We start from the raw sequence: 16828 nt of genomic DNA, 5'->3' as shown, positions 1-16828 counted from the left end.
CCATTGCGGGTTGATGCGGCGCAGCCTAGGCGGGCGCGCATGCAGCCGGTGTCAATGCCGACGATCGCCACCGGCTCGCGTTCAGGAACTTCGCCGGCGCAGCCGATGCTGGCGCAGCAGGTCCCAGGTCCACAAACCCAGCGCCAGCGCCGCGCTGAGTGGGACCGGGATCGACTGGGCCATGCTGGGGGTCAGCAAGGCCAGCCAGAGAATGGTGCTGTTCGGGCGGTAGGCGCGCCCGCTTCGCCGCCATAGCCGCACCATCGACAAGAACAACGCGATGGTGGCGATGACGCCGCCGGCCAGCTGCTGTCCGGGAATCTCGCTCACGCCCAGGCCGACGCCGGCCAGCAGCGGAACGAACGACCAGCGTAGCCAGTGCGGTGCCGGCGAGCGAGTGTCCGACTCCGCTTCGCCCTGCCAGCGCAGCAGCGTGCCGGCGAGCAGCCACGCGGCCCACAGCGCCACGATCGCCAAGGCGGCCAGGCCGCTGCGTGCCAGCGCGAAGGTCATCGGCACCGGATCCGGCGACCAGGTGCTGGCGGCGCTCGCCAGCAGCACCACACTGGCCACCAGCAGCGCGGTGACGGCGCAACGCAGCAGGCCGACCGAGAGCCGCGCCCGGGTCAGGTAGCCGGCCTCGCTGGCGCTCATCCAGAAATCGATCTGTTGCGGGTCCACCGGTGCGGGTAGGGTGTGCAGACGGCCCTGATCCAGGCGCAGCAGCAATCGGCGCAGCGCCAGCGGCCGCCCCGGCATCAGGCTCGCCCACAGCGCCTGCGGCAGCGCAAACGGACGCGTCAGCTGGCGCATCAGCGCGGGCACCCGATATTCGTCGGCGGTGGCGGGATACACCCGCCGAGCCAATGCCTCGGCGTTTGCCGGCTGCATTTCCCAGGCCAGGTGCAGGCGCTCCTGCAGCATCGGCAAGGCCTGCGCCGCGGGGCCGGCGGCGATGTCGTCCAGGCCGAAGAAGCCGAGCAGGATCGCGAAATTGTCGCGCTGGATTGGTGGCAGTCGCTGCTGCAATCGATGGCTCAACAGCCAGCCGACCTGCGCCTTGTCGCGTAGCGACCACAGCGTAGGTTGACCTTCCAGCCACTGCTGCAGCGCCTGCGGCTCGGCGCGCGTGGCCACGGCGAGGAGATCGTCGCACAGCGCTTCGGGGTCGCACGGCGGCGGCGTAGCCGCGTCGACCTGCGGCGCTGGCGTCGGCGGGTGCTGCGTCGGGTGTGGGGCGTCACCCTCGGTCTCGTGGCGTGGCCGGTGGCCGTCGAGGAAATCGCCGTGCGTGGCGGACGCCGCTGCCGGAGTCGGCTGCGCGTCGCTACGATCGTCGCCATCGCCATCGCCATCGCCGAGGTCGCCAGCAACGGTCGCGGCTTCCGCAGCGGCGCGAGCAGCGTCGTCTTCAACGTCATCGGCATCGTCATCGGCATCGGCATCGGCATCGGCATCGGCGCCGCGGGTTCGTGCCCAGGCCAGCGCGGCCTGGTACGCCGCGTGCAATTGCTGGAAACCTTCCGGGTCGGTATCCGGGCGATGCTGGCGCAGCAGCTTGGCGTAGCTGCGCTTGATCGCGGTTTCGTCGGCATCCGGCGGCAGTTGCAGCCACCGCAACGCCCAGTTCAAGCGCGACGCTCCAATGCGTCCAGCGCCTCGCCGAGCTGTCGGCGATGATCGTCGATCAGGCGCAGGTCCTGGGTGTCGAGCGCGCCGCGGAAGGCGACGATCCAGGCCTGGATCTGTTCGCGCAGGTCCAGGTATTCCTCGTACATGCGTTCGGCGCGCGCCAGCAGGCTCAGGTTGTCCTGCTGTTCGCGCGGATGGATCTTCAGCGCCTGCAACGCGGCCAGCCGTTCGCGGATCTGCTCGGCGCCGAGCAGGCCGGGATTCTGCTCCAGGATCAGTTCGTGCTTGAGGCCGCTATGGTGCTCTGTCACTTCCACCTGCAGCAGGCCGTTGTTGTCGTAGGTGAAGCGGGTGGTGACGCCTTTCTCGGCAGTGGGCAGGTGTTTGGGCAGCGGCACCCGCAGTTCGCCGAGCTTGATGTTCTTGGCCACCAGCGGGCTCTCGCCCTGGTAGACGTCGATCACCAGGTGTTCCTGCTCGTCGTGGACCGGATAGAAGCTGTCCTCGCGGCTGATCGGCACGGTGCTGTTGCGCTGGATGATCGGATGGAACAGGCCGGTGCGCAGCTGGCCGTGCGCGTCGCGCGCGGCGACTTCGGTACCGAGCGTATACGGGCACACGTCGGTGAGGATCACTTCTTCCAGCGCGGCATTGCGCGCCTTCATTCCGGCCGCCACCGCCGCGCCCAGCGCCACCGCCTGGTCGGGATTGATGTGGCGCATCGGCAGCCGCCCGAACATGCGCGTGACCAGCTTGGCGACCAGCGGCATCCGCGTCGCGCCGCCGACCAGCACGATCTCGTCCAGCTGCGCCGGCTGCAGCCGCGCATCGCGCATCGCCCGTTCCAGCGGCGCGCGCATGCGCTGCACCAGCGGTTCGGCCAGACGGTTGAAGCGTTCCTCGTGCAGTGTCCAGTGCAGCGCCTGGCCGGCCACGCCGATCTGCACGGTCGCTTCCTGGCCGTTGGACAGCGCGCGCTTGGCCGCTTCCAGCCGCCGCCGCAGCTGGCCGCTTTCCTGCACGCTCAGCGCCTGCGGCGCGAGCGCATGGTCGGCCAGGAAGGCCTGCAGCAGCAGTTCCAGGAAATCCTCGCCGCCGAGGAAGTTGTCGCCGGCGCTGGCGTGGACCTCGATGACGCCTTCGAACATCTCCAGGATCGACACGTCGAAGGTGCCGCCGCCCAGGTCCAGCACCAGGAAGCGGCCATGGCCCTGGCGTTCCTGCAGGCCGTAGGCGAGGGCGGCCGCGGTGGGTTCGTTGATCAGCCGCTCGACGCGGATGCCGGCCAGTTCGCCGGCCGCGCGGGTGGCCTTGCGCTGGGCATCGGAGAAATACGCCGGCACGCTGATGACCGCTTCATGCACTTTTTCGCCGAGTGCGGCTTCGGCATCGGCCAGCAACGAGCGCAGCACCATCGCCGACAGTTCTTCCGGGCGGAAGCGATGTTCGCCCAGCACGGTCTCGCGGTCGCTGCCCATCCAGCGCTTGAACGCCGCCACGCTGCGCTGCGGGTGGCTGACCAGGCGTTCGCGTGCGGCCTGGCCGACCAGGATGCCGCTGTCGTCGACGCTGACCACCGACGGGGTCAGCAACTCGCCGAGCGCGTTGGGAAACAAGCGGCTGCCTTGCTCGAAGTAGGCGCCGATCAGGGAATGGGTGGTGCCGAGGTCGATACCGACGATCATTGGCAAGTCCGTTGCGAAAGAAATACGGCCGGGCAGTGGCGGCGCCGATGGCGCCGGCCAGGCGCTCGCGCTCGCCAATGATAGCGTCGGCCGAAAGCCCGGCGCAGCGCGCAACGCCGATGTCGCGCATGCGCTTGGGTAAATCGCGGGCAAAGAAAAAGCCGCTGGCGAACCAGCGGCTTCTTCAGACGTGCCTGAAGCGAGAAGTTATTACTTCTTGGCTTCTTCGGCAGCGTCCTTGGCCTTGTCGGCGGTGTCGTCAGCAGCCTTGGCGGTGTCGGCAGCCTTGTCGGCAGCGGCATCGGTCGGGGCAGCGGCGGCGGCCTGCGAAGCGTCGGCAGCGGTGTTGGCAGCGGTAGCGGCCGTGTCGGCAGCAGCCTGGGCGGAATCGGCGGTGGCGGCACCGGCGGCCGAAGCCTGGTCGGCAGCAGCCTGCGCGTCGGTGGCGGCTTCGTTAGCCGAAGCAGCGGCGTCCTGCGCCTGCTCCTGCTTCGAGCATGCGGCCAGGGCCAGGCCCAGGGCCATTGCGATCAGCAGCTTGTTGATGCTCATGTGTGTCTATCCTCGTCGTTTAGTTAGGCAACGCGCTATTGCGCGCCCTCAACATGATGACAAGCCAAAGTCGGCTGTCAAGCGCACGCGCATTCATTTTTGTGTTTTAAGGGTTAATTCCAATCAAATCAATTCGATGGCGACCGCTGTCGCCTCGCCGCCACCGATGCACAGGGTTGCGATTCCGCGGCGTCCGCCGCGCGTGCGCAACGCGTTTAGCAATGTCACCACCAGTCGCGCGCCGGATGCGCCGATCGGATGGCCGAGCGCGCAGGCGCCGCCGTTGACGTTGACCTTGGCCGGGTCCAGTCCCAGTTCCTTGATCGGCACCATCGGCACCACCGCGAACGCTTCGTTGATTTCGAACAGGTCGACCTGGTCCAGGCTCCAGCCGACCTGCTCGAGCAGCTTCTTGATCGCGCCGACCGGGGCGGTGGTGAACCACTCCGGCGCCTGCGAGAACGTCGCGTGGCCGGCGATCCGCGCCAGCGGCACCACGCCGCGGCGGGCCGCGTCGTCGGCGCTGAGCAGTACCGTGGCGGCGGCGCCGTCGGAGATGCTGGAGGAGCTGGCGGCGGTGACCGTGCCATCCTTCTTGAATGCCGGTTTCAGCGTGGGGATCTTGGCGATGTCGGACTTGCCCGGTTGCTCGTCGCTGGCGAACACCGCCTCGCCCTTGCGGGTGGCCACGCGCACCGGAACGATCTCCGCGTCGAACGCGCCATCGCGCTGCGCGGCCTGCGCACGCGTCACCGACTCGATCGCGTAGGCGTCCTGGTCCTGGCGGCTGAAGCCGAACTTCTCCGCGGTGGCCTCGCCGAACACGCCCATGGCCTGGCCGTCGTCGGGATTGGTCAAGCCGTCCCAGGCCATGTGGTCGACCGCCTGGAAGTTGCCGTAGCGGTTGCCAGTGCGCGAATTCGGCAGCAGGTGCGGGGCGTTGCTCATCGATTCCATGCCGCCGGCGACGACGATGCTGGCCGAGCCGGCCTTGATCAGGTCGTGGCCGAGCATGATCGCCTTCATGCCCGACCCGCACACCTTGTTGATCGTGGTGGCGCCGGTGGCGTCGGGCACGCCGGCGGCGCGCGCGGCCTGGCGCGCCGGCGCCTGGCCGAGGTTGGCCGGCAGCACACAGCCCATGATCACTTCCGACACGTCGGCGGCGGGGATGCCGGACTGCTCCAGCGCGGCGCGGATGGCCGCGGCGCCGAGTTCCGGCGTGGGCACGCCGTTGAACTGGCCCAGGAAGGCGCCGATGGCGGTGCGCTTGGCCGCGGCGATGACGATCTCGGTCATGGCAAACCCTTACGAAAGATTAGTCGCCGATTATCTGCCTCGGGGCGACTTCTGCCAATCGCGGCGCGTTGGCAGGATCGTGGCGGCGTAGATTGTCGATGTGGATTCCGGTGTAGATTCATGCCAATTCAGGCCGCCTGTTTGCGGCCGCTAACGCAACGTTGCCTGCCGACTTGGCCGGTGTGCTTATCTTCGGAGAGAGATCATGCGGAAGTTGATGGCCCGGTCGCTGCTGGCGACCGCACTGGCGATGGCGTTGACCTCGTGCGGCGGTGGCGGCGGTGGCGGGCTGACCCGCAGCGATCCGCCGCCGACCTCGCCGCCGCCGAGCTCACCCCGCCACCGCCGCCGCCGACCTCTCCCCCCACCTCGCCGCCGACCTCGCCGCCACCGCCGCAGCCGGCGTTCGACGCGCATCTGGCGCTGACCAACACGCTGGCCGCGCACAACGCCGGCTACGACGGCAGCGGCTATCGCATCGGCGTGGTCGACACCGGCGTGAACCGCAACCACCCGGCCCTGGCCGGACGCGTGGTGTCCAACCTGATCTATGTCGATCCGGCCAAGAACAACGTCAACGTCGACGATGTCGACGGCCACGGCACCACGGTCGCGCAGCTGGCCGCGGGCAAGGCGGTGGGCGCGTGGCCCGGCGGCATCGCGCCCGGCGCGCAGATCGTGTCGGCGCGCATCATCAGCGACACCTCGCCCGACGACGACGGCAGCGGCGAGGGCAACCAGGCCAGCGGCGCGCTGGGCCTGGCCTCCGTCCACCAGGACCTGATCAACGCCGGGGTCAAGGTGATGAACAATTCCTGGGGCGGCATCTACTGGACCGATCCGACCGCGACCAACGCCATCGCCAACGAATACCGCCCGTTCGTGCTGAGCAATGGCGGGCTGGTGGTGTTCGCCGCCGGCAACGAAGCCAAGGCCGATCCGTCGGATGTCGCCGCGCTGCCCAGCCAGCCCGGCCCCGGCGGCAGCCGCCCGGCGGCGGACCTGGAGCGCGGCTGGCTGGTGGTGGCCGCGGTGGATGCGAGCACCGGGACCAAGCTGGAGTCGTACTCCAACGCCTGCGGCGTGGCCATGCATTACTGCCTGGTGGCGCCGGGCACGGAAGTGTTCGTCGATCCCAAGGCGACCACCGCCACCGCCAATCCTGACTATTACTACGGCAGCGGTACGTCGTACGCGGCGCCGTTGGTCTCGGGCGCCGCGGCGCTGGTGTGGCAGGCGTTTCCCTACTTCAGCAACGACCTGCTGCGGCAGACCCTGCTCGGCACCGCCACCGACCTGGGCACGCCCGGGGTGGATGCCACCTTCGGCTACGGCCTGCTCAACGTCGGCAAGGCGGTGCTGGGGCCGGCCAGGTTCGACTGGGGCGACGTCAGCGTGTCCTTCAGCGGCAGCTCGACCTGGGCCAACGACATCGCCGGCAGCGGCGGCCTGGTCAAGCAGGGCAGCGGCACCTTGACCCTGAGCGGCACCCAGAACAGCTACAGCGGCACGACCCAGGTGCAGGCCGGCACGCTCAGCGCGGCCAGCCTGGGCGGCTCCAACGTGGCGATCAGCAATGGCGCCACCTTCATCGGCACCGGGCCGCTGCGCGGCAACGTCAGCAATTCCGGCACCTTCCAGGTCGGTGCCGCGGCGCTGAGCCTGAGCGGCAACTACGTGCAGGACAGCAACGGCCGGCTGGCGTTGCTGGTCGGCGACAAGCTCTCGGTGACCGGTACGGCGACGCTGCAGGGCGGCTCGCTGTACGTGCTCGGCAAGCGCGACTACGTGGTCAACAACACCGCCTACAAGGTGCTCGACACCAGCGGCGGACTGAGTGGCACGTTCGCCTCGGTGACCACGCCGTCGAACGTGTTCCTGACCTCGTCGCTGGCCTACGACAGCACCAGCGCGTCGATCACCGTGCAGGCGCTCAGCGTCACCGCCACGGCGGCGAGTTTCGGCAGCATCACCGCGGCCACGCTCGCCTCCGCCACGCGGGTGGATGCGGCGTTCGCGCAACTGGATGCGCAACTGAGCCGGGATCCGGCGACGGTCGATGCGTCGCTGCTGAAGGCGGCCGGCGCGGTGCAGCAATCGCCGAGCGCGGCCGCCGCGGCGGCGACGCTGCGCAGCCTGTCCGGCGAAGCGCATGCGGCGGCCACCGCGATGACCTTCGACAGCATCGACTTGCAGCGGCGCGCGCTGTCCGGCCGCTTCGACAGCCTGGTCGCGCAGCCGCGCGCGATCGGCGCGTGGAGCCAGCGCCTGGGCGACACCGGGCAGGGCAGCTTCGCCGGCAGCCAGTTCCAGCTCGACGGCTGGATGATGGGCCAGGACCTGCGCCTGGGCGAGCACGGCGTGGCCGGTTTCGCCTTCGGCGAGAGCCGCGCCGACGGTGGCGGCGACGGCGGCCTGGACCACAGCCGCGACCGCCAGGTGCAGGGCCAGGCTTATCTCGGCGCGGTTGGCGGCAATGCCTACGCGCTGGCGCAGCTGGGCAGCGGGCAGTACCGGCGCCAGCTCGACCGCAGCCTGCTGCTCGGCGATAGCGTCGCCGACGCGTCCAGCCGCTACGCCGGACGCTTCCTGTCAAGCAGCGTCGAAGTCGGCTATCGCTTCGGGCGCGGCAAGGCGTCGCTGACTCCGTACGCGGGCGCCGACTACAGCCGCATCGATAGCGACGGCTTCCGCGAGCAGGGCGGCGACGGCTTCGGGCTGATGGCCGCGGCCGCGTCCTCTTCGCGCAGTCAGGCGTTGGCCGGTCTGCGTGCCGGCTACGGCGGGCGCGGCTGGTCGCTGCAGGGCTATGCCGAATGGCAGCAGACCCTGGCCGCGCAAGGACTGCAGCGCCAGGCCAGCTTCGTCGGCGTGGACGCCTGGGCGCCGCTGGTGGATCTGCAGCCGGCGCGTTCGGGCGGGCTGTTCGGCGCGAGCCTGGACCGGCGCTGGGGCAGCAGCGCGCTGGGCATCGGCTACGACCGGCGCTTCGGCCCGCGCGGCGACGATCGTGCGATGTCGCTGCGGTATCGGTTGGGGTTCTGATGCTGTGCGGGCCTGGTGCGCCCGCGCTTGATTTACAGAAGCGGCTTCGGCGCCGACGTGCCGAGGCAGCGTCAGGTTTCCCTCTTCGCCTGTCGCGGCTGAAGCCGCTCCTACAGGGGCGCTTGGGCCAGTCGATGCGGTGCCGGCTTATCGTCGGCAGGTGCTCTTGATTCGTGGAGGAGGCTGCGGCTGACGTGCCGAGGCAGCGTCAGGTTTTCCTCTTCGCTTGTCGCGGCTGAAGCCGCTCCTACAGGGGCATTTGGCTGCCGATGGCGTGCCGGCTTTTGTGGGAGGGACTTGAGTCCCGACGCGCTGCGCGTCGGGAGTTCTGTTGTTGGCTCGCCTACTCGCCGCGCAGATGCCCCATCGAGCGCGGGGCGGTGCGGCCCAGCGGCAGCTTGAGCTTGCCGATGGCGTGCATGCGCGCTTCGGCGATGCGGTCGGCGGCCTGTTGCGGCGGAATGTTGTCGCGCTCGGACAGGTCGAAGATCTTGCCGAGGTTGTGGTACAGGCTGCGGATCAGGCGCATCGCGCGTTCGCGGTTGTAGCCGTCGATCTCCAGCGACACGTTCATCACCCCGCCTGCGTTGACCGCATAGTCCGGGGCGTAGAGGATGCCGCGGCGATGCAATTCTTCGCCCACTGCGGCGTTGGCCAGCTGGTTGTTGGCGGTGCCGCAGATGATCTTCGCCTTCAGTCGCGGCAGGGTGGCTTCGTCGATCGCGCTTTCCAGCGCGCACGGCGCCAGCACATCGGCGGCCACGTCGTAGATCTCGTCCGGCTTGACCGCCTCGGCGCCGTATTCGGCGACCGCGCGTTCCACCAGCGTCTGGTCCAGGTCGGTGACGTACAGCTTGGCGCCGCGCTCCTTCAGCAGCTTCACCAGCTCCATGCCGATGTGGCCCAGGCCCTGCACGGCGATGCTGGTCTTGCCGATCTCCTCGTGGCCGAGCTTGCGCTGCAGCGAAGCCATCAGCGCCTGCAGCGCGCCATAGGCGGTGAACGGGGCCGGATCGCCGGAGCCGCCGTGCACCTGGTGCACGCCGGTGACGTATTCGGTCTCCAGGTAGATCTGTTCCATGTCGTTGACGTCGGTGCCGACGTCCTCGGCGGTGATGTAGCGCCCGCCCAGCGAATCCACGTAGCGGCCGAACGCGCGGAACAGGGCCTCGGCCTTGTCGGCCTTGGGATCGCCGATGATCACCGCCTTGCCGCCGCCGATGTTCAGCCCGGCCAGCGCGTTCTTGTAGGTCATGGTGCGGCTGAGCCGCAGCGCGTCGTGCAGCGCGGCCTCGGTGTTGGGATAGGGGCGCATGCGCACGCCACCCAGCGCGGGGCCGAGCACGGTGTTGTGGATGGCGATGATCGCCTGCAGGCCCACGTCGCGGTTGTTGCAGAAGATGACTTGTTCGTGGCCGGTGGTGGCTAGCGTTTCGAAAAGCATGGGGGCTCCGCTGGCGTTGCAGGTGTAGGACACCTTGGTTCCAGGAACTTGCCTAGTGAGGGTGCGCAAAACGAAAAACGCGACGGGTTCCGGAACGGGTCCTGATCGTCGCGATAGGCGCATTTTAAAGCAATTGCCTGCGGACCGTGCACTCTGCGGGCGGACTCTGCAGACCCGCGCAGCATAGGCATCTCGGTGCCGGCTGCGACGCTCCGATGACGCCGGGGCGCGCTGCGGAGGGCATCTTTCTCCACCCGGCGCCGATCGCTGCGCCGTTCAGCGCGTGCCGGTCTCGTCGGCGAAGAGGGTGCTGGCCGCTTGCGGTCCGAGCAGGCGTTCGCGCAGTGCGCGGGTCTGCTGCGCTTGCTGTTCCTGGTCGATGCCGTGCGGCGCGCCTGCCGCTTCGGCCTGCAGATAGGCGGCGTAGCGATCGAACCAGGCAAGGATCTGACCCGCCTGCGCGGCGGGCATCGCGGCCAGGTCGCGCGCCAGGCCCTGGCGCTGCGTCGCCACGGCCTGTGCATCCACTGCCGTCAGATGGCGGTCTAGGTAGCGCCGCAATGCCGGATCCGGCAGCAGACGGCCTTGCTGGTCGAAGCGAGGTTCATCGATGGTCGCGGCGGCGCGCGGCGCAGCCGGCGCGCTGGCGATAGGCGTGGCGGTGCGTTTGCGTGCCGCGACTGTCCTCGCTGTAGCGTCGATGGCGTCGCCGAGTCCGCGGTGCGAGGCTGCGTCGGTGGGACGTTCGCGCCACGCAGCGACGCTGGCGATCGCCACCGCCAGCACGGTGATGGCGATCGCATAGGTGCCTGGCGGGACGCGCGACGGCATCGCTAGGACGCCATGCGCAGACAGCCCGCGCCACGGAAGGCTGGCACCGGCGACGACGGCGGGAACGCACGCGACAGCGAATGCCTGATCATGCGTTCTCTCGGGAGCCGGCGGATGCCGTGGTTCGCGCACTATCGCAAAGCGCGATGAAGACGGTCACGACGCCGCGCAGCATTGGCGGCGCGGACCGTGCCGCGCCGCCAGACCGCGGCCTAGCGATGCACCCAATAGCCGCCGTGGAAGCGGTAGGCGGGGCCGCGATGCTCCCAGCGTGGGCCGACATAGACATAGCCCGGGCGTGCGGCCACGTAGCGGCCGGCGACCCAGACATGGCGGCGGCCGTTCCAATGCCAGTAGCCCGGTGCCCAGACGTAGCCCGGCCGCACCACCACGCGTTCGAAGCGCGGCGGCGGCGGTGCGGTCTGCACCGACAGTTCCACCACCGAGCGCGCCTGCGCGGGCGCGGCCAGCATGCCGCCGGCGAGCGCGCTGCCGAGCAGGGAGGCCAGCAACAAGGGACGAATGGACATGCGATTCTCCAGGGACATCGGCGGTGTGCCGACGTCAACGCAAACGCGGCAGGCGCCGCCGCTGTTGACGCATCGCGTTGCCGCATTCATGTCTCGGATAGCTAAGCTCGCCACAGCGTCCGGCGGCACCTTCATCGCCAGCGCGCCGCTCGCCGCATGTTGCAGCGCAACCTGCCCAGGCTGCTCTGCGCGCCTAGAATTGCGGCATTCTCTTGCCGATGTCTTCTCGATGAGCATTCCCGCGTCCCGCGTGCCGCTGCCGCAAGCCGACACCAGCCCGCTGCGCTTCGTCACCGCTGCCAGCCTGTTCGACGGCCACGATGCGGCGATCAACATCATGCGGCGGTTGATCCAGGCGCAGGGTGCGGAGGTGATCCATCTCGGCCACAACCGCAGCGTCGAGGACGTGGTGCGCGCGGCGTTGCAGGAGGACGCCGACGCGATCGCGCTGTCGTCCTACCAGGGCGGCCATGTCGAGTATTTCAAGTACATGGTGGACATGCTGCGCGAACGCGGCGCCGGCCATGTGCGGGTGTTCGGCGGCGGTGGCGGCACCATCACCCCGGAGGAGATCGCCGAGCTGCAGGCCTACGGCGTGGAGCGCATCTACCACCCCAACGACGGCATGAAGATGGGCCTGGTGGAGATGATCGAGGACGTGGTGGCGCGCGCTTCGCGCGCGCGAGACTCGGGATTTTCGCGGGACTCGGGACCCGGGACTCGGGACCCGGGACAAGCCGGCGCCTCGCTGCCGCACATCGACGACGAGATCGGAATCGGCAAGGTGTTGTCGGCGCTCGAGGATGGCGCGTTCTCCGAATCCGAGTTGGCCCTGCTGCGCAAGCAGTGGCAATCCGGCCTGTCGGGCACTTCCGAGTCCCGCGTCCCCAGTCCCGAGTCCCGCACCAGGCGCCCAGCGCCGGTGCTCGGCCTGACCGGCACCGGCGGCGCCGGCAAGTCGTCGGTCACCGACGAATTGCTCAACCGCTTCCTGGCCGGCTTCCCGCAGATGCGCATCGCGGTGGTGTCGGTGGACCCGAGCCGGCGCCGCACCGGTGGCGCGCTGCTCGGCGACCGCATTCGCATGAACGCCTTGCGCAGCCCACGCGTGTACATGCGCTCGATGGCCACGCGGCGCCAGCATGCGGCCACCAACCGGGTGCTGAGGGACTGCATCGCGTTCCTTAAAGGCATCGGCTACGACCTGGTGATCGTGGAGACCGCCGGCATCGGCCAGAGCGATTCGGAGATCGTCGACCTGGTCGATTTCCCGGTGTACGTGATGACCAGCGATTACGGCGCGCCAAGCCAGCTGGAGAAGATCGACATGCTCGACTTCGCCGAACTGGTGGTGCTGAACAAGTACGACCGGCGCGGCGCCGAGGACGCGTTGCGCGACGTGCGCAAGCAGTGGCGGCGCAACCGCGTCGCGTTCCAGCTCGAGGACGAGGCGGTGCCGGTGTATCCGACCATCGCCAGCCAGTTCAACGATCCCGGCATCAGCTGGATGTTCGTCAACCTGTGCCGGCTGTTGCGCGCGAAGCTGGGCCTCGAGGTATCCGATCCCGAAGCCGAAATGACCGCCGCCGCCCGCCACGCCGCGCCGTCGCCGCATTGCGATTTCCAGCCACAACTGGACACCACGCTGAAGGAGCCGCGCGCTACCGTGCTGATCCCCGGCGCGCGCGTGCGCTACCTGGCCGAGATCGCCGAACAGGGCCGCGCGCTCAACGCCGGCATCGAGCGCCAGGCCGAGGCCGCGGATCGCGCGCAATCGTTCTGGCAGTCGTTGCAGGAACTGCAAGACCCGCAGTTGCCGAAGCAGCTGGAGCTTTATGCAGTCGAGGAATTGCAGCCGACCGCCCGCAGCGCGGACGCGCCCGCCATGGCCGGTGCGGCCGTCGATGCGACCTTGCTGCTGCTGCGCCAGCGCTACAACGATGCGCTGCAGACGCTGTCCAGCGAATCGCTGAAATTGCTGCGCGAGTGGCCGCAGCGGCTGAAGTCGATCACCGACGAAGTCACCGAGTACGAAGTGCGCGGCAAGGCGATCCGCGTGGAGAACTACCGCCAGTCGCTGAGCCACCAGCCGATCCCGAAGATCGCCGCGCCGCGCTACAGGAGCTGGGGCGAACTGCTGCGCTTTCTCGGCAAGGAGAACCTGCCCGGCAGCTATCCCTATACCGGCGGCGTCTATCCGTACCGGCGCGCCGGCGAGGACCCGATCCGCATGTTCGCCGGCGAGGGCACGCCGGAGCGCACCAACCGCCGCTTCCACTACCTGAGCGTGGGCCAGCCGGCCGCGCGCCTGTCCACCGCCTTCGACAGCGTCACCCTGTACGGCGAGGATCCGGCGCCGCGCCCGGACATCTACGGCAAGATCGGCAATTCCGGGGTCAATATTCCCACCCTGGACGACATGAAGAAGCTGTACTCCGGCTTCGACCTGTGCGCGCCGACCACCAGCGTGTCGATGACCATCAATGGCCCAGCGCCGATGATCCTGGCGATGTTCATGAACACCGCCATCGACCAGCAGGTGGAGAAATACCTCAAGGCCGATGCGCAGCGTTGGGCGCAGGCCGAGCAGGCCCTGGAGGCCTTGTTCGAAGGCCGGCAGCGGCCGCGTTATCACGGCGAACTGCCGCCGACCAACGACGGCCTGGGCCTGGCCTTGCTCGGGGTCAGCGGCGATCAATTGGTCGACGCGCAGACCTATGCGCAGATCAAGGCGCAGACCCTGTCCAGCGTGCGCGGCACGGTGCAGGCCGACATCCTCAAGGAGGACCAGGCGCAGAACACCTGCATCTTCAGCACCGAGTTCGCGCTGCGCATGATGGGCGACATCCAGCAGTATTTCGTCGAGCAGAAAGTGCGCAACTTCTATTCGGTGTCGATCTCCGGCTATCACATCGCCGAGGCCGGGGCGAACCCGATCAGCCAGCTCGCCTTCACCCTGAGCAACGGTTTCACCATCGTCGAGTACTACCTGGCGCGCGGCATGCGCATCGACGATTTCGCGCCCAACCTGAGCTTCTTCTTCAGCAACGGCATGGACCCGGAGTACACCGCGATCGGCCGCGTGGCGCGGCGCATCTGGGCGCGGGCGATGCGCGAGCGCTACGGCGGCAACGAACGCAGCCAGATGATGAAGTACCACATCCAGACCTCCGGCCGATCGCTGCATGCGCAGGAGATCCAGTTCAACGACATCCGCACCACGCTGCAGGCGCTGTACGCGCTGTTCGACAACTGCAACAGCCTGCACACCAACGCCTACGACGAGGCGATCACCACGCCGACCGAGGAAAGCGTGCGCCGCGCGGTGGCGATCCAGATGATCATCAACAAGGAGCTGGGGCTGAACTTCTGCGAGAACCCGTGGCAGGGCAGCTTCATCGTCGAACAGCTCACCGACCTGGTGGAGGAGGCGGTGTACAGGGAATTCGAGGCGATCAGCGAGCGCGGCGGCGTGCTCGGCGCGATGGACACCATGTACCAGCGCGGCAAGATCCAGGAAGAGAGCCTGTACTACGAGCACAAGAAGCACGACGGCAGCCTGCCGCTGGTCGGGGTCAATACCTTCCTGCCCAAGCAGCACGCCGGCGAGACCGCGACCCAGATCGAGCTGATCCGCTCCACCGAGGAGGAAAAGGGCCAGCAGATCGCCAACGTGCGCGACTGGCAGCAGCGCCGCAACGGCATTGCGCCGTCGCAGCCGCTGCCAGCGGAACCGGGCGAAGCTACCGGCGCGCCTACTCCCGGCGATGCGGTGGGCCTCGGCTATCTGCAGCGTGCCGCGCGCGAGCGCCGCAACGTCTTCGCCGCGCTGATGCAGGCGGTGAAGACCCACAGCCTGGGGCAGATCAGCCACGCGCTGTACGAAGTGGGCGGGGAGTACCGGCGCAACATGTAGCCGCCGGCCACGCCGGCTGTGGCGCGTGCGCTGAGGGTGCCTGCAGCCATGATGTCTGCGTTTGCCACCGCGCAGCGCGTTGCCTGCGGCATGCGCCTGGCGCCATTGCGGTCGCGGCCTGGGGAGACGCATAGTTGCGCATCGACGACTGGGGGTGTGGCGGATGAAGATTTGGGGATCGCTACTGCTGCTGGCTTGCGCGGCGACCGCGCGGGCCGCGGCGCCGGCCGAGGACGGCACTGCGGGGCCGCTGTTCGACACGGTCGCCGCACTGGACCAGCGCCTGTTCGGCGCCTACAACCGCTGCGACATGGCGGCGTTCGAGCAGCTGTTCGTGCCCGACGTGGAGTTCTATCACGACACTGGCGGGGCAAGCTGGGACCGCAAGACCGTGGTGGACAACACGCGCAAGTGGATCTGCGGCAAGGTGCGCCGCGAATTGGTGGACGGCACGCTGCGGGTCTACCCGGTCAAGGACTTCGGTGCGATCGAGGAAGGCGAGCACCGCTTCTGCGAACTGGCCAGCGGGCGTTGCGAGGGCATCGCCAAGTTCGTGATGGTGTGGCGCCAGGACCAGGACGGCTGGAAGCTGACGCGGGTGCTCAGCTACGGGCATCGCGCGGCGGCTGCGCCGGCGCCCTGAGCGTGCAAGGGCGCCGGCACCGCGCAGTCGCTGCGGCTTCGCGTGCAGGCCGGCGCCGCCGTTCAAGCAGGAATCTGCGCGCCATGCTTGAATGGCGTGGCGCGCCTGGCCATGGCTGCGCTTCCAGCCGGGTGGGGGATCTGGCGACCTTGCGGATGCCGATGATGGTGCCGTCGATTTGGATTGCAGGCGTTGCCGTCGTGTTGCTGCTGGGCATCGGCGGCTGGATGTGGCGCCGTGGGCGCCCGCGTGGACCTGTGGTGCCGATCGCCGTTGCGCGAACAGCCGCGGCGTCTGCGCACCGTGCCGCCACCGAAGACGCCGGCACGGATGCGGCGATCGCGGCGGAGCCGGGGCAGGACGTGGCCGCCGCTGCCGCTGAACTTTCCGCAGAGCAGGAATCCGCGCTGTTGCTGCGCCTGTACGCGCTGGCGTTCGCCGGCGTGCCTGCGCCCGAACCGAGCGCGGCGTCGCGTGCCGGGCAGGCCGAGATTGCCGCGGCGGCCGTCGCGGTCCTGGCGCGCATCGATGCGCATCCGCGCTATACGCCGCGCCGCCCGCAGTTGTTGCCGCAGCTGACCCGCGCAATCAACGATCCCGATGTGGGCGCCCAGGCCATCGCCGCGATTCTCGGCCAGGATCCGGCGCTGGCCGGCAATCTGCTGCGCATCGCCAACAGTGCCGCGTACCGCCGCCACGCCGAGCCGATCGAGAACCTGGAGCGCGCGGTGGCCTTGCTCGGCACCGAAGGCCTGCGCCAGATCGTGCTGGCCGCGCTGCTGCAGCCGGTCATCGCCGATGACGGCAGCCCGTTCGGCCGCTGCGCGGCGCTGCTGTGGGAGCACAGCTTGCTGTCGGCCAAGGCCACGGCGCGCCATGCCGAGGATGCAACGCGCGAGGATCCCGCCGCGGCACAGCTGCCGGCGCTGTTGTATGGGTTGGGCACGGTCGCGGTGGTGCAGGTGGTACGCGATGCGTATGCGAAACAGCCAGGACTCGTACCCGATGCAGGGATGCTGGCCGAGTTGCTGCGAGACTGGACGGCGCGGGTGGCGCAGGCCATCTCGCAGGACTGGGCGCTGTCGGAGCGCATGCAACACGCTCTCGACGAACAACACAAGCATGTCGAGCCGCATGCGTTGAGTTCCTTGGGGCGTTCGCTGCGGATCGGGCGCCGCCAGGCGGCGCTGGAACTGCTGGATGTCGCTTCGGGTTGAGCGCCTGGGTGTGGCATCAACGCGCTTGCCGACG

The 16828-nt window shown here is 68.9% G+C and carries 10 protein-coding genes and 1 pseudogene; 4 read left to right on the top strand and 7 right to left on the bottom strand.

What is annotated here, in order from left to right; all coding sequences use genetic code 11:
- Positions 1-81: 81 nt before the first annotated feature.
- The 4 genes from HEP73_RS15015 to HEP73_RS15000 form a co-directional block, all read right to left on the bottom strand.
- Positions 82-1632 (bottom strand): J domain-containing protein, encoded by a 1551-nt coding sequence (locus HEP73_RS15015; RefSeq protein ID WP_185820588.1) that lies wholly within the window; start codon positions 1630-1632, stop codon positions 82-84.
- Positions 1629-3317, bottom strand: a complete 1689-nt coding sequence (locus tag HEP73_RS15010) for a molecular chaperone HscC (RefSeq protein ID WP_185820587.1) — start codon at positions 3315-3317, stop codon at positions 1629-1631. The genes HEP73_RS15015 and HEP73_RS15010 overlap by 4 nt, the downstream gene beginning before the upstream one ends.
- A gap of 210 nt (positions 3318-3527) precedes the next feature.
- The gene (locus tag HEP73_RS15005; protein ID WP_145701049.1) at positions 3528-3869 is read right to left on the bottom strand and encodes a hypothetical protein; all 342 of its coding nucleotides are present in this window, start codon (positions 3867-3869) and stop codon (positions 3528-3530) included.
- Between the two features lie 123 nt (positions 3870-3992).
- Positions 3993-5168: a thiolase family protein gene (locus HEP73_RS15000; protein WP_185820586.1), complete on the bottom strand. Its 1176-nt coding sequence runs from the start codon at positions 5166-5168 to the stop codon at positions 3993-3995.
- Between the two features lie 205 nt (positions 5169-5373).
- Here HEP73_RS15000 and HEP73_RS14995 point away from each other — a divergent pair.
- Positions 5374-8213: pseudogene (locus HEP73_RS14995) on the top strand (S8 family serine peptidase).
- A 343-nt stretch (positions 8214-8556) separates the two neighbouring features.
- Here HEP73_RS14995 and HEP73_RS14990 read toward each other — a convergent pair.
- The 3 genes from HEP73_RS14990 to HEP73_RS14980 form a co-directional block, all read right to left on the bottom strand.
- A complete protein-coding gene (locus HEP73_RS14990; RefSeq protein WP_185820585.1) occupies positions 8557-9657 on the bottom strand; it encodes a Glu/Leu/Phe/Val family dehydrogenase in 1101 nt (366 codons plus the stop codon).
- A gap of 276 nt (positions 9658-9933) precedes the next feature.
- Positions 9934-10488: a hypothetical protein gene (locus tag HEP73_RS14985; protein ID WP_185820584.1), complete on the bottom strand. Its 555-nt coding sequence runs from the start codon at positions 10486-10488 to the stop codon at positions 9934-9936.
- A 212-nt stretch (positions 10489-10700) separates the two neighbouring features.
- A complete protein-coding gene (locus HEP73_RS14980; RefSeq protein WP_185820583.1) occupies positions 10701-11018 on the bottom strand; it encodes a YXWGXW repeat-containing protein in 318 nt (105 codons plus the stop codon).
- A gap of 229 nt (positions 11019-11247) precedes the next feature.
- Here HEP73_RS14980 and HEP73_RS14975 point away from each other — a divergent pair, with 229 nt between their 5' ends.
- From HEP73_RS14975 to HEP73_RS14965, 3 genes are all read left to right on the top strand, one after another.
- Positions 11248-14934 carry a methylmalonyl-CoA mutase family protein gene (locus HEP73_RS14975; RefSeq protein ID WP_185820582.1) on the top strand — a complete coding sequence of 1229 codons (3687 nt, stop codon included), beginning with the start codon at positions 11248-11250 and terminating at the stop codon, positions 14932-14934.
- A gap of 163 nt (positions 14935-15097) precedes the next feature.
- Entirely contained in the window at positions 15098-15577 is a 480-nt protein-coding gene (locus HEP73_RS14970) for a nuclear transport factor 2 family protein (protein WP_185820581.1), read from the top strand.
- A 260-nt stretch (positions 15578-15837) separates the two neighbouring features.
- A complete protein-coding gene (locus HEP73_RS14965) occupies positions 15838-16794 on the top strand; it encodes an HDOD domain-containing protein (RefSeq protein ID WP_255423514.1) in 957 nt (318 codons plus the stop codon).
- Positions 16795-16828: the final 34 nt, after the last annotated feature.

It is taken from the genome of Xanthomonas sp. GW, from assembly GCF_014236815.1.
Lineage (GTDB): Bacteria > Pseudomonadota > Gammaproteobacteria > Xanthomonadales > Xanthomonadaceae > Xanthomonas_A.
Note: the sequence above shows the minus strand (reverse complement) of the source record. Positions and strands in the feature narration are given on the sequence as shown.

Coding starts and splice junctions, on each gene's coding strand:
- HEP73_RS15010 (WP_185820587.1), bottom strand. CDS start 3,317: ATGATCGTCGGTATCGACCTCGGCACCACCCATTCCCTGATCGGCGCC.
- HEP73_RS15005 (WP_145701049.1), bottom strand. CDS start 3,869: ATGAGCATCAACAAGCTGCTGATCGCAATGGCCCTGGGCCTGGCCCTG.
- HEP73_RS15000 (WP_185820586.1), bottom strand. CDS start 5,168: ATGACCGAGATCGTCATCGCCGCGGCCAAGCGCACCGCCATCGGCGCC.
- HEP73_RS14990 (WP_185820585.1), bottom strand. CDS start 9,657: ATGCTTTTCGAAACGCTAGCCACCACCGGCCACGAACAAGTCATCTTC.
- HEP73_RS14985 (WP_185820584.1), bottom strand. CDS start 10,488: ATGCCGTCGCGCGTCCCGCCAGGCACCTATGCGATCGCCATCACCGTG.
- HEP73_RS14980 (WP_185820583.1), bottom strand. CDS start 11,018: ATGTCCATTCGTCCCTTGTTGCTGGCCTCCCTGCTCGGCAGCGCGCTC.
- HEP73_RS14975 (WP_185820582.1), top strand. CDS start 11,248: ATGAGCATTCCCGCGTCCCGCGTGCCGCTGCCGCAAGCCGACACCAGC.
- HEP73_RS14970 (WP_185820581.1), top strand. CDS start 15,098: ATGAAGATTTGGGGATCGCTACTGCTGCTGGCTTGCGCGGCGACCGCG.